The following is a 12,100-nucleotide window of genomic DNA, read 5'->3' as shown; positions in this document are numbered from 1 at the left end:
ATGCGCCGCTGCAAAAAAATGAGATTAACCGACGATATAAAAGGCGTCGGTTATTTTTTTTGCATGTAACAAACGCCATTTAAAAACAAAGAGGCCGGGCTTCGTACCGGATAGATACTTACTAAAATCCGACAGTTGTTGTCGCTGAGGAATCCAGAAAATGGGGCAATCTTTTGCTTACGTGGCGGTTTTCACCGTAAAGGAGAAAACTAATGTCGCATAACGCTACTCCAAAAACCTCTCGCGTGGAATTACGTAAAACACTTACGTTGATTCCGGTTGTCATGATGGGCCTTGCCTATATGCAGCCAATGACGCTGTTCGATACGTTTGGTATCGTTTCAGGCCTCACTGACGGTCACGTTGCAACGGCGTATGCCTTTGCGCTGATCGCTATTCTCTTTACCGCGTTGAGCTACGGCAAACTGGTTCGCCGTTTCCCGTCCGCTGGCTCTGCGTACACTTATGCTCAGAAATCCATTAGCCCGGCTGTCGGCTTTATGGTGGGCTGGTCATCACTGCTGGACTACCTGTTCATGCCGATGATCAACATTCTGCTGGCTAAAATTTACTTTGAAGCGCTGGTGCCTTCCGTACCGTCGTGGATCTTTGTTGTCGCACTGGTGGCCTTTATGACCATCTCTAACCTGCGCAGTATCAAGACCGTCGCTAACTTCAACACCCTGATCGTGATTCTGCAGATGGGCATCGTGGCGGTTATCGTCGGCATGATCATCTACGGTGTGGCGCATGGTGAAGGTGCAGGTACGCTGACCAGCACCCGTCCGTTCTGGTCTGAAGGCGCACACGTGGTGCCGATGATTACCGGTGCAACTATCCTGTGCTTCTCGTTCCTCGGCTTTGACGGTATCTCTTCTCTGTCTGAAGAGACCAAAGACGCAGAACGCGTGATCCCGCGTGCGATTCTGCTGACTGCGCTGCTGGGTGGCCTGGTGTTTATTGGCGCCTCTTACTTCCTGCAGCTGTACTTCCCGGACATCTCGCGCTTTAAAGATCCGGATGCGTCTCAGCCAGAAATCATGCTGTACGTGGCAGGCAAAACCTTCCAGTGGGGCGTGCTGATTTTCTCCAGCGTCACCGTACTGGCATCCGGTATGGCTGCTCACGCAGGCGTTTCTCGTCTGATGTACGTGATGGGTCGCGACGGCGTGTTCCCGACTCGCTTCTTCGGCTACATTCATCCGAAATGGCGTACTCCGGCATGGAACGTGCTGCTGGTTGGTGCGATTGCTCTGCTGGCGATCAAATTTGACCTGGTCACCGCAACGGCGCTGATTAACTTTGGTGCGCTGGTGGCATTCACCTTTGTGAACCTCTCCGTGATCTCTCAGTTCTGGATCCGTGAGAAGCGCAACAAAACGCTGAAAGACCACTTCAACTACCTGTTCCTGCCGCTGTGCGGTGCGATGACGGTTGGTGCGCTGTGGATTAACCTGGAAGAAAGCTCCATGATTCTGGGTCTGATCTGGGGTGGTATTGGTCTGGTGTATCTGGCTTGCGTGACCAAAAGCTTCCGCAACCCGGTTCCGCAGTACGAAGATGTCGCGTAATCACTGAGCGTGATACAAAAAAACCGGAGCACATGGCTCCGGTTTTTTTATGCCTGAAATGTTCAGACGATCTCTTGCGCGTACTGATACAAAGCCTTCAGTAGCGCCTGTTTCTCTGCATTGCCTTCATACTGCGTATACAGCATTTCCAGCTCCTGCGCGTAGCTCTGCAAGAACTCAGGTGTAAAGACGTTGCGACGATGCTCCAGCCAGCGCTCCTGCTCGGCCTCATCCAGGGTGCCAGGGAAATTACGCGCCCGATAGTTAAACATCAGTTTTTCGATGCGCTTATCGGCGAAGGTAATATCCAGCGCCGGTAAATTCTGCGGGTCTGTCTGCAACACGATGTTCATGGCGGCGCGGTCGGCATCGCTGAAAAAGCCGTTATAGAGCTGCGCATCGACGTTATCCGACGGCACAAACGGCTCGGCTTCGGCGAAGATCGCCATCACTTTTTCGCGCACCTGCGGGTTTTCGCGCAACACCTTCAGATTATCGAGGCACAGCTGGCGATTCACGCCCAGCCGGTCGGCGTCTTCCGGGCGCAGCGTATTTGCCTGCGCCAGCACCGGGCATTTATTGATATGCACCAGCTTCACGGGAACGGCGGCGTTATCGCCGAGCTCGCTTTTCGGCGTGTATAAACGCTTGCGCAGGGTGTCGCTGTCCAGCTCAAGCAGGGGAGAAATATCGCCCGCCAAATCAACCATAATCACCGCATTGCGATTATCGGGATGCCACGCCAGCGGTGCGACCCAGCTTGTATTTCCCCGCCAGGCGCCAAACATACCGGAGATATGCACCAGCGGTTTCATTTGTGGAACGTCAATCAGGGTCATTAGTTTCTGCTTACTGCGATGGCTCAGCAGATAGTCAAACAGTTTAGGCTGTGCGGTTTTGACCAGTTTGGCCATCGCGATGGTGGCATAAACGTCGGCCATCGCATCGTGGGCGTTGCTGTGCTCGATGCCGTTGGCGCGCGTCAGATGCTCCAGGCGGAAGCTTGGCAAACCGTCGTCATTCTCAGGCCATTTGATCCCTTCAGGGCGCAGGGCGTAGCAGGCGCGCATTACATCCAGCAGATCCCAGCGCGAATTACGGTTTTGCCAGCTGCAGGCATAAGGGTCATAGAAATTGCGGTACAGGATATTGCGCGTAACTTCATCGTCGAAGCGGATGTTGTTGTAGCCCACCACGCAGGTATTGGGCACGGTAAACAGGTCGTGAATACGACGGGCAAACTCGGCTTCATTCACGCCTTTCTCACGCGCTTCCTGCGGCGTAATGCCGGTCACCATCACGGCACCAGGCTGGGGAAGATAGTCGTCAGCAGGCTTACAGTAAAAAACCTCCGGCTCACCGATGATATTAAAATCCGCATCGGTGCGGATCGCCGCGAACTGCGAAGGCCGGTCCAGCGACGGGCTGGTGCCAAAGGTTTCGTAATCGTGAAAGAGAAAAGTGGGAAGCGCGGCGGAATCAGACACCAGTAATACCATCCTGTTAAAAAGTGACTTTACTATGGTAAACGATCGGCGGCGACACGCCGAACAAAAAGCGATTTTCAGCGCCAGAATTGCGCGCTGGCTTCCGCTAAATCTTTGCGTCCCGTCACATTTTTTTGCAATTTAAACAGGTAACGAAGCGAGAACTTCCGTAAAAAGGGCAACGATTTTAAATGACCTGAGGAAATACCGTTGAAACGCCGTCTGTTTATTGCTGTTTCTTTACTCGCTTCGAGTATTACTTCTGCTCTGGCTGCCGATCCACTGGACTATTCGCCGCAGCCCCCGGCCATTCAGGCAGGGTCATGGGTGCTAATGGATTACACCACGGGTCAAATTTTAACGGCCGGTAATGAACATCAGCAGCGCAATCCGGCAAGCCTCACCAAACTGATGACCGGCTATGTGGTCGATCGTGCAATCGACAGTCATCGCATTACCCCAGATGACGTTGTTACCGTCGGGCGCGACGCGTGGGCGAAAGGCAATCCGGTGTTTGACGGTTCATCGTTGATGTTCCTGAAAGCAGGCGATCGCGTGACCGTTCGCGACCTCAGCCGTGGCCTGATTGTGGATTCCGGTAACGACGCCTGTGTGGCGTTAGCTGACCACGTAGCGGGCGGTCAGCCGCAGTTCGTCAGCATGATGAACGACTACGTGCAAAAGCTGAATCTGCGTGATACCCACTTTGAAACCGTGCACGGCCTGGATGCGCCAGGGCAGCACAGTTCGGCTTACGATCTGGCGGTGCTGTCGCGCGCAATTATTCACGGTGAGCCGGATTTCTATCACATGTACAGTGAAAAGAGCCTCACCTGGAACGGCATCACCCAGCAAAACCGCAACGGCTTGCTGTGGGACAAAACCATGAACGTTGACGGGCTGAAAACCGGGCACACTTCAGGTGCGGGCTTCAACCTGATCGCCTCGGCGGTGGACGGTCAGCGTCGCCTGATTGCAGTGGTCATGGGAGCCGACAGCCCGAAAGGTCGCGAAGAACAGGCGCGTAAGTTGCTGCACTGGGGCCAGCAAAACTTCGATACCGTGCAGATCCTGCGCAGCGGCAAACAGGTCGGGACTGAGCGTATCTGGTACGGCGATAAAGAACACATTTCACTTGGTACCGATCAGGATTACTGGCTGGCACTGCCAAAAAGTGAAGTCGCGAATATCAAAGCCAAGTATGTCCTCGATAAAAAAGAGCTGGAAGCGCCTATTGCTGCCCATCAGCGCGTCGGGGAAATTGAGCTGTACGACCGCGATAAGGTCGTCGCGCACTGGCCGTTAGTCACGCTGGAAAAAGTCGGTAAGGGCGGTCTGTTCTCGCGTCTGAGCGACTATCTGCACCACAAAGCCTAATGCTCATAAGAGCAGACTGGCGCTCCTGCGAGTCTGCTCACATAATAAACATCTCGTGTTTGCCGGACATAACGAATCTGCTTTATAGTGTATAAATATACAGTAATAAACGGAGGCAGTATGGACTACAGCATCAAGCAGCAACCTAAGCGTAAAATTGCCGGTTTTCATCTGGTTGGCCCGTGGGAGCAAACCGTCAAACAAGGTTTTGAGCAACTGGCGATGTGGGTCGATGGCAATCAGATTCAGCCACTGGAATGGGTGGCGGTTTATTATGACAATCCCGATGAAGTGCCTGCCGAAAAACTTCGCTGCGATACAGCTGTCACTGTCGGCGAAGATTTTCAAATCCCTGCCAACAGTGATGGGGTGATCCTCACTGAAATCGCGGCGGGGGACTATGCCGTCGCCACGGCGCGAGTCGAAAACCATGACTTCGGCACACCGTGGTACAGCTTCTTTAACAGTCTCCTCGAGGATAACCGCTACGGGATCGCACCGAAGCCGTGTTTTGAGCGCTATCTGAACGATGGCAATGTCGATGGTTACTGGGATATCGAAATGTACGTTGCAGTGCAAAATAAGGTCGGTTGAGTCGCACACCTGTTATTTGTAGGGTTTTTCTGCCGGACGTGATGCGTCTGGCAGAAAACACAGTACAATTGTGATTCGCCGTATAGCTGGAGAGCGGGTGTGCGTCCCGACAAATCATTAACTCCCTTTGAAATCCGTTTGTACCGGAATTACCGCGTCGTGCATGGTTGTCGCATCGCATTGGCGTTTCTTCTCACCTTCCTTCTGGTGAGGTTGCTGCACATCCCTGAGGGTACCTGGCCGCTCATCACGCTAGTGGTGATCATGGGGCCAATCTCTTTCTGGGGAAACGTGGTTCCGCGCGCTTTTGAGCGTATCGGAGGCACGATTTTTGGCTCCGCATTGGGGCTGATTGCGTTAAAGCTTGAGCTCATTTCGCTCCCGATCATGCTGCTGTGGTGCGCCGGGGCGATGTTCCTGTGCGGCTGGTTAGCACTCGGTAAAAAACCGTATCAGGCGCTGCTGATTGGGATCACCTTATCGGTGGTCGTTGGCGCACCGGCGGGGGACATGGCCACGGCCCTGTGGCGAAGCGGTGATGTGATTCTGGGTTCGCTGTTGGCGATGCTATTCACCGGTATCTGGCCGCAGCGGGCATTTTTGCACTGGCGCATTCAGATGGCCAACTACGTCACGGCTTTCAACCGCGTCTATCAGGCAGGGTTTTCGCCCAACCTGGTCGAACGCCCAAGGCTCGAAAAGCACCTGCAAAAAATCCTCAATGATGTCGTGAAGATGCGTGGCATTATCGCTCCCGCCAGCAAAGAGACGCACATTCAGAAATCCATTTTCGAGGCCATTCAGACGGTCAGTCGCAATCTGGTGTGTATGCTCGAACTGCAAATTAACGCTCACTGGGCGTCGCGCGCCAGCCACTTTGTTCTTCTGAATGCGCACACCCTCAAGGAAACGCAGCAGATGACGCAGCAAACGCTGTTAACCATCGCTCACGCGCTGTATGAAGGCAATCCGCAGCCGATTCTGGCGAACAGCGAACGGCTGAATGAAATCACAGCGGAGTTGAGGCAGTTGATTAATGAACATCAGGGTGACAATGTGGCGGAAACGCCCATTCACGGCTATGTATGGTTGAGCATGGAAATGGCGAGACAGCTTGAACTGTTGTCGCATCTCATTTGCCGGGCGCTGCGCAAATAAAAAGCAGCCATAGCCTGATGTGACGGCTGCTGCTTCGATTCAGCAGCGATTGGGGTTATGATAGGATTAAACGATATACCATTTGTCATTCGCAGCGGCTGTCAGTAAGGTTATCTGCACAGCGGTTGCTTAAACGAATCCGAATCTTACATTAGCAGGGGTATTAAAATGGAAACTACCAAGCCTTCGTTCCAGGATGTTCTGGAATTCGTCCGCCTGTTCCGCCGCAAAAACAAACTGCAGCGTGAAATCCAGGACGTTGAGAAGAAGATCCGTGACAACCAGAAACGCGTTCTGCTGCTTGATAACCTGAGCGACTACATCAAGCCGGGCATGAGCGTTGAAGCTATTCAGGGCATTATCGCCAGCATGAAAACCGACTACGAAGATCGCGTAGACGACTACATCATCAAAAATGCTGAGCTGTCCAAAGAGCGTCGCGATATCTCCAAAAAACTGAAAGTGATTGGCGAAATCAAGAACGGCGAAGCGAAAAGCGAGTAACCGTCGCGAAGAATGATAAGGCCTCTCTGCGAAAGCTGAGGGGCTTTTTTTATGGCCGATATACAGGCGCAGAAAAGCAAAAAGCCTGCTTTAAAAGCAGGCTTTTCAAATGTGGCTCCTCTGACTGGACTCGAACCAGTGACATACGGATTAACAGTCCGCCGTTCTACCGACTGAACTACAGAGGAATCGGTTAGGAGGCTTATCTTAGCGGCGAAAAAACTTTTGTCAAACCTGATCTTACACTCATTCATTCAACTGCTGATTCTGTCGTCAGTTTGTCGTCATTCTCTACAATTTTTTGTGGAAAATACTTTGCAGGATTAGCGTTTCTCCCTCATCATTTGAAATGGAGTTTCAACTTTCTCTCGTTAAGGTCCATTTTGAACGTCACTTCCGCTCTGCGCCAGGCCGTTAAGCGTACGCCCTGGTATGCCAAACGTAAAAGCTATCGTGTTCTGTTCTGGCGTGAAATCACCCCCCTTGCTGTGCCTATCTTTCTGGAAAACACCTGCGTTCTGCTGATGGGCGTGCTCAGTACGTTTCTGGTGAGCTGGCTGGGTAAAGAGGCGATGGCGGGCGTGGGGCTGGCAGACAGCTTCAATATGGTAGTGATGTCGTTCTTTGCCGCCATCGATCTTGGTACGACGGTGGTTGTCGCCTTTAGTCTCGGCAAACTCGATCCGAAGCGTGCGCGCGAGGCGGCTCGACAGTCGCTGATGATCATGACCGTCTTCTCGGTAATTCTGGCAGCAGTAATCCACTATTTCGGTAAAGAGATTATCGATATCGTAGCAGGGGAGGCGACCGATGAAGTGAAAGGGTTGGCGCTGACCTATCTTGAAATGACGGTACTGAGCTATCCGGCGGCGGCTATCGCCTTGATTGGAAGCGGTGCACTGCGCGGTGCGGGCAACACAAAAATTCCGCTGCTGATTAACGGCGGGATGAATATCCTCAATATCATCATCAGCAGCATACTGATTTACGGGCTTTTCTCATGGGATGGTCTGGGATTTGTCGGAGCAGGGCTGGGGCTGACCATCTCGCGGTATATCGGCGCAATAGCGATTGTCGCGGTGCTGATGATGGGCGTAAACCCGGCGCTTAAACTCTCGTTAAAAAGCTATTTCCGCCCCTTCAATTTCGCCATTATCTGGGAAGTGATGGGGATTGGTATTCCTGCCAGTATCGAATCTGTACTGTTTAACGGCGGGAAACTGTTGACTCAAATGTTTGTCGCCGGGATGGGTACCGACGTTATCGCCGGTAACTTTATCGCGTTCTCGATTGCTTCGCTAATTAACCTGCCAGGGAACGCCCTCGGATCGGCATCGACGATTATCACCGGGAAACGGCTCGGCAAAGGGCAAATCGCCCAGGCGGAGCGCCAGTTGCGTCACGTATTCTGGTTATCAACAATTGGACTGACAATTATCGCGTGGGGAACCGCGCCGTTCGCGGGGCTGATGGCCTCGTTCTACACCCATGAGGACGACGTCAAAGAGGTGGTCAAAATCCTCATCTGGCTGAATGCCGCGTTTATGCCCATCTGGGCGGCGTCGTGGGTGCTTCCTGCGGGGCTTAAAGGCGCACGTGATGCGCGCTTTGCGATGTGGGTGTCGATGCTCGGCATGTGGGGCTGTCGCGTGGTGGCGGGGTATGGGCTCGGGATTATGCTCGGTATGGGGGTTGTTGGCGTCTGGCTGGGGATGTTCCTCGACTGGGCGGTGCGCGGCGCACTGTTTTACTGGCGTATGGTCAGCGGGCGCTGGCTGTGGAAATACCCACGAATCAAGAGCGAAAATGCGACGCCGGAACCTTCAGAACGCCTGACAAATGTGCGAACTGAAGAATAAATCAGCAAACGAACTTTTTTATGCATTCTGTCTTTGACAATGACAGGTGGCATCGATAATATGCGCCCCGTTCACACGATTCCTCTGTAGTTCAGTCGGTAGAACGGCGGACTGTTAATCCGTATGTCACTGGTTCGAGTCCAGTCAGAGGAGCCATATTTAAGAAGCCTGCTCAGGAAACTGAGCGGGATTTTTGCTTTTCTGCGTTCGGTGGAATTGCCGGGTGGCGGCTACGCCTTACCCGGCCTACAGAACCGTACAGATTATCCCGCCTGCACGCGAATCGGCGCGGTGGCTTCAAACAGCCACGGTCGCGCATCGCTATTGACCAGCGGCGACAGAACCTCTCTCACCTGCTGATGATAATCATCCAGCCACTGCTTCTCTTGATCGTTGAGCAACTGCAATTCAACCTGGCTTAAATCAATCGGGATAAGCGTCAGGGAAGCAAACTTGCAGAAGCCCGGAATGCTCTCAACAATCTCCACTTGATTTTCAATGCGAATACCGTGGCTGTCGGCCTGATAATACCCCGGCTCGATGGTGATGATACTCCCCGCTGTCAGCGGCCACGGGTTCACTTTCTTGGCGATGCGCTGCGGGTTTTCGTGGATCAGTAGCTGATGCCCCACGCCGTGCCCGGTGCCATGATCGTAATCCAGTCCCAGTTCCCACAGCGGACGACGAGCGAACGCGTCCAGTTGATGCCCCTGCGTACCCGACGGGAATTGCAGCGTAATGAGCGATAAAAAGCCTTTTAGCACGGCGGTATAGTGCAACCGCTGCTGCGCATCCAGCTTGCTGTACGCCAGCGTACGGGTCGCATCCGTGGTGCCGTTATGATACTGGCCGCCAGAATCATTCAGGTAGAAATGGCCGCTGGTAATTGCCTTATTTGATGCGGCGCTGGAGTGATAATGGCACATTGCCGCGTTACTGGCGGAGGCGGAAATCGTCTCGAAACTTTGCTCGATAAAGCCTTGCTGTTGTTCACGGAATTTAAGCTGCTGCGCCTGCGCTTCCAGTTCGGTCAGCGGCTTGCCTGCCGCCTCGCGCTGCGGTACTTCATGCGACAACCACGCGATAAAATTCACCCACGCGGCACCGTCCTGCTGATGGCATTCGCGATAGCCTTCCAGCTCGACGGGGTTCTTGTGCGCTTTCATAAGCGTCACCGGATCGGCCTGCCAGAGGATCTCTCCCTGCGGCTCAATCGCAAAACGCAGCGCAACCGGAGCAGAATCCGCATCCAGCCACACGCGTTTGCCTTCGCTGACCTGTTTGCAGCGGTGCACAAAATCATCCTGCGGCGAAATCACTATCCCATCGACAGCAGAAGCGGGCAGTTCGCGAAGTTTGTCGCCATCGACGAACCATTCGACGTCACCCTCGCGGCTCAGCAATGCAAAGGAGAGCGGCACCGGGCTGGTGTGGATATCAGACCCACGCACGTTCAGCAGCCAGGCGATGTTGTCCGGCATGGTTATCGCCAGATAATCCGCGCTGTTATCCTGCAGCAATTGCGCCACACGACGACGTTTGTCGGCGCTGCTTTCACCGCTGACCGCAACGGGCATCTCGCGGATCCGGCCCGCCGGGGCAGCGGGGCGATCGCTCCATAATGTGTCGAAAGGCGACGCGTTGAGCGGGACAAATTCGCAGCCGGTGACGGCAAGCTGTTGGTATTCGTTGTGGGTCATCAGCAGAGGGTCAAAGGCGATGCGCATTCCGTCGCTCGCATTCGCGTCAAGCCACTGGGCCAGCGGTTCGTTGTGCAGATGATGGATCGCAAAATCATCCATATTGACCTGCACGCGAGCCTGTACCTGATAGCGACCGTCGACAAACAGCAACGCGCGATCTTTCAGAACCAATGCCAGCCCTGCAGAGCCGTCAAAGCCGGTCAGCCACGCCAGTTTTTCAAAATGCGGTGCGCAGTATTCGCTCTGCCACGCGTCGGTGCGCGGCACGATCATGCCGTCGAGATTGTTTTCCTGTAGCCACTGGCGAAGCGCCGTAAGCGGTGTGGTGGTGTGCATGGTTTTTCCTTGTTGTTATTAGCGGAACGGCGGTTCGTTGAAGGTGCGCAGTTTGCGTGAATGCAGCTTGTCGCCTTCTGCACGCAGCAAATCTATCGCGCGAATACCGATCTGCAAATGCTCGGAAATCGCCCCTTCATAAAAGCGGTTAGCCTGGCCTGGCAGTTTAATCTCGCCGTGCAGCGGTTTGTCCGAAACGCACAGCAGCGTGCCGTACGGAACACGGAAACGGTAGCCCTGAGCGGCAATGGTGGCGCTTTCCATATCAATCGCTACCGCGCGGCTTAAGTTAAAGCGCAGCGAAGAGGCAGAGTAGCGCAGCTCCCAGTTACGGTCGTCGGTGGTGACGACGGTCCCGGTGCGCAGACGTTGTTTGACCTCTTCGCCTGGCATCCCGCTTACCTGTTTGGTGGCGTCGTACAAGGCGCGCTGCACTTCGGCGATGCTCGGGATTGGGATATCCGGTGGCAGCACTGCGTCGAGCACGTGGTCGTCGCGCAGATACGCATGGGCCAGCACATAGTCGCCAATCAGTTGGCTTTCACGCAGGCCGCCGCAGTGGCCAATCATCAGCCACACGTCCGGGCGCAGTACCGCCAGATGGTCGCAGATGGTTTTGGCATTCGACGGGCCGACGCCGATATTAATCAGCGTAATACCCTGACCGTCGGCGGTGATCAGGTGCCAGGCAGGCATTTGATGCTTTTTCCATGCCAGATCGGAAATCGCCATTTCCGGCGCTTCGGTTTCGGCGGTGATCCAGATCCCTCCAGCACACGAGAGCGCTACGTACGGGCTATCCGGATCGAGGATTTGGCTGCATCCCCAGCGCACAAATTCATCCACGTAGCGGGTGTAGTTGGTGAAGAGCACAAAGGGCTGGAAATGTTCAACCGGCGTGCCGGTGTAGTGACGCAGGCGCGCCAGCGAGAAATCAACGCGGCGGGCATCAAAGTGCGAAAGCGGGGAAAACTCCGCTGGATGGTAAATGCCATCTGCCGTTTCATCACCAATCTGTGAAAGCTCGGTAGTCGGGAAATGGCGCGTCAACCCGGCGCTCATCGAACGGTCCAGCGTCAGCGCCGAGCCATCAATGACATACGGATACGGGATTTCATGCAGCGAGGGTTCTACGGCGATATGCGCGTCGTAATCCTGATACAGCAGCGTCAGCTGTTCCTCAAGATAAGGGCGGAACAGAGAAGGGCGTGTGACGGTCGTGGAATAACAGCCGGAGTGGGTAAAGCGAGCATACGCGCGGGTTTTGGGCGTATTGGTGGTGCCACCATCCCAGGTGACCGAGAGCGAAGGATAAACAAAAAGGCCGTCGATTCGGGCCTTTTCATCAGGAAGCGTTCCGTTCTCAATGTACTCGCTAATGGCGGTGCGCAGGGCGTTGACAGATTGTTCGTACAACGCCTCCAGCTTTTCCAGTGCCTGAGCAGGTGTCAGGCTTAAGCCCTTATTATTCATGTCTGTCTCCTTGATCCACAGATGTGCGACGTCACTCG

At 54.2% G+C, this 12,100-nt stretch carries 9 protein-coding genes, 2 tRNA genes and 1 pseudogene; 8 read left to right on the top strand and 4 right to left on the bottom strand.

The features are described from left to right. The first annotated feature begins 212 nt into the window (after positions 1-212). Positions 213-1,571, top strand: coding sequence for an APC family permease (locus tag C3708_RS17500; RefSeq protein ID WP_095282553.1), 1,359 nt, complete (start codon positions 213-215; stop codon positions 1,569-1,571). Between the two features lie 62 nt (positions 1,572-1,633). Here the strand turns inward: C3708_RS17500 and sbcB are convergent, their stop codons facing one another. Then, positions 1,634-3,070: an exodeoxyribonuclease I gene (gene sbcB, locus C3708_RS17495; protein WP_199184164.1), complete on the bottom strand. Its 1,437-nt coding sequence runs from the start codon at positions 3,068-3,070 to the stop codon at positions 1,634-1,636. A gap of 198 nt (positions 3,071-3,268) precedes the next feature. Between sbcB and dacD the strand changes: the two genes are divergently transcribed. From dacD to C3708_RS17475, 4 genes are all read left to right on the top strand, one after another. Beyond that, positions 3,269-4,435: a serine-type D-Ala-D-Ala carboxypeptidase DacD gene (gene dacD / locus C3708_RS17490; protein WP_103946154.1), complete on the top strand. Its 1,167-nt coding sequence runs from the start codon at positions 3,269-3,271 to the stop codon at positions 4,433-4,435. 120 nt (positions 4,436-4,555) lie between these two features. Further along, a complete protein-coding gene (gene sbmC, locus C3708_RS17485) occupies positions 4,556-5,029 on the top strand; it encodes a DNA gyrase inhibitor SbmC (protein ID WP_103949769.1) in 474 nt (157 codons plus the stop codon). 99 nt (positions 5,030-5,128) lie between these two features. After that, positions 5,129-6,187, top strand: coding sequence for an FUSC family protein (locus C3708_RS17480; RefSeq protein ID WP_103946152.1), 1,059 nt, complete (start codon positions 5,129-5,131; stop codon positions 6,185-6,187). A gap of 168 nt (positions 6,188-6,355) precedes the next feature. Next, the gene (locus tag C3708_RS17475) at positions 6,356-6,691 is read left to right on the top strand and encodes a DUF496 family protein (protein ID WP_095282548.1); all 336 of its coding nucleotides are present in this window, start codon (positions 6,356-6,358) and stop codon (positions 6,689-6,691) included. A gap of 112 nt (positions 6,692-6,803) precedes the next feature. On the opposite strand, the gene C3708_RS17470 is transcribed toward C3708_RS17475, so the two are convergent. Continuing rightward, positions 6,804-6,879 (bottom strand) — tRNA-Asn (locus C3708_RS17470). Positions 6,880-6,939: 60 nt separating this feature from the next. Between C3708_RS17470 and C3708_RS24075 the strand changes: the two are divergent. The 3 genes and pseudogenes from C3708_RS24075 to C3708_RS17460 all read left to right on the top strand — a co-directional run. Beyond that, positions 6,940-6,999, top strand: a pseudogene (locus tag C3708_RS24075) (hypothetical protein); the annotation flags it as partial. A gap of 36 nt (positions 7,000-7,035) precedes the next feature. Next, a complete protein-coding gene (locus tag C3708_RS17465) occupies positions 7,036-8,550 on the top strand; it encodes an EmmdR/YeeO family multidrug/toxin efflux MATE transporter (protein ID WP_103949768.1) in 1,515 nt (504 codons plus the stop codon). Positions 8,551-8,630: 80 nt separating this feature from the next. Further along, positions 8,631-8,706, top strand: a tRNA-Asn gene (locus tag C3708_RS17460). A gap of 107 nt (positions 8,707-8,813) precedes the next feature. On the opposite strand, the gene C3708_RS17455 is transcribed toward C3708_RS17460, so the two are convergent. Continuing rightward, a complete protein-coding gene (locus tag C3708_RS17455; RefSeq protein ID WP_103949767.1) occupies positions 8,814-10,589 on the bottom strand; it encodes an aminopeptidase P family protein in 1,776 nt (591 codons plus the stop codon). Positions 10,590-10,607: 18 nt separating this feature from the next. Beyond that, positions 10,608-12,062 carry an AMP nucleosidase gene (locus tag C3708_RS17450; protein WP_095282545.1) on the bottom strand — a complete coding sequence of 485 codons (1,455 nt, stop codon included), beginning with the start codon at positions 12,060-12,062 and terminating at the stop codon, positions 10,608-10,610. Between the last annotated feature and the right edge of the window lie 38 nt (positions 12,063-12,100).

Source organism: Lelliottia sp. 7254-16 (genome assembly GCF_002922995.1).
Lineage (GTDB): Bacteria > Pseudomonadota > Gammaproteobacteria > Enterobacterales > Enterobacteriaceae > Enterobacter > Enterobacter jeotgali.
Note: the sequence above shows the minus strand (reverse complement) of the source record. Positions and strands in the feature narration are given on the sequence as shown.

What these genes read in the sequence shown, in the direction of transcription:
- C3708_RS17475 (WP_095282548.1), top strand. Translation starts at nt 6,356, where the DNA reads ATGGAAACTACCAAGCCTTCGTTCCAGGATGTTCTGGAATTCGTCCGC.
- C3708_RS17450 (WP_095282545.1), bottom strand. Translation starts at nt 12,062, where the DNA reads ATGAATAATAAGGGCTTAAGCCTGACACCTGCTCAGGCACTGGAAAAG.
- C3708_RS17455 (WP_103949767.1), bottom strand. Translation starts at nt 10,589, where the DNA reads ATGCACACCACCACACCGCTTACGGCGCTTCGCCAGTGGCTACAGGAA.
- C3708_RS17500 (WP_095282553.1), top strand. Translation starts at nt 213, where the DNA reads ATGTCGCATAACGCTACTCCAAAAACCTCTCGCGTGGAATTACGTAAA.
- sbcB (WP_199184164.1), bottom strand. Translation starts at nt 3,070, where the DNA reads ATGGTATTACTGGTGTCTGATTCCGCCGCGCTTCCCACTTTTCTCTTT.
- sbmC (WP_103949769.1), top strand. Translation starts at nt 4,556, where the DNA reads ATGGACTACAGCATCAAGCAGCAACCTAAGCGTAAAATTGCCGGTTTT.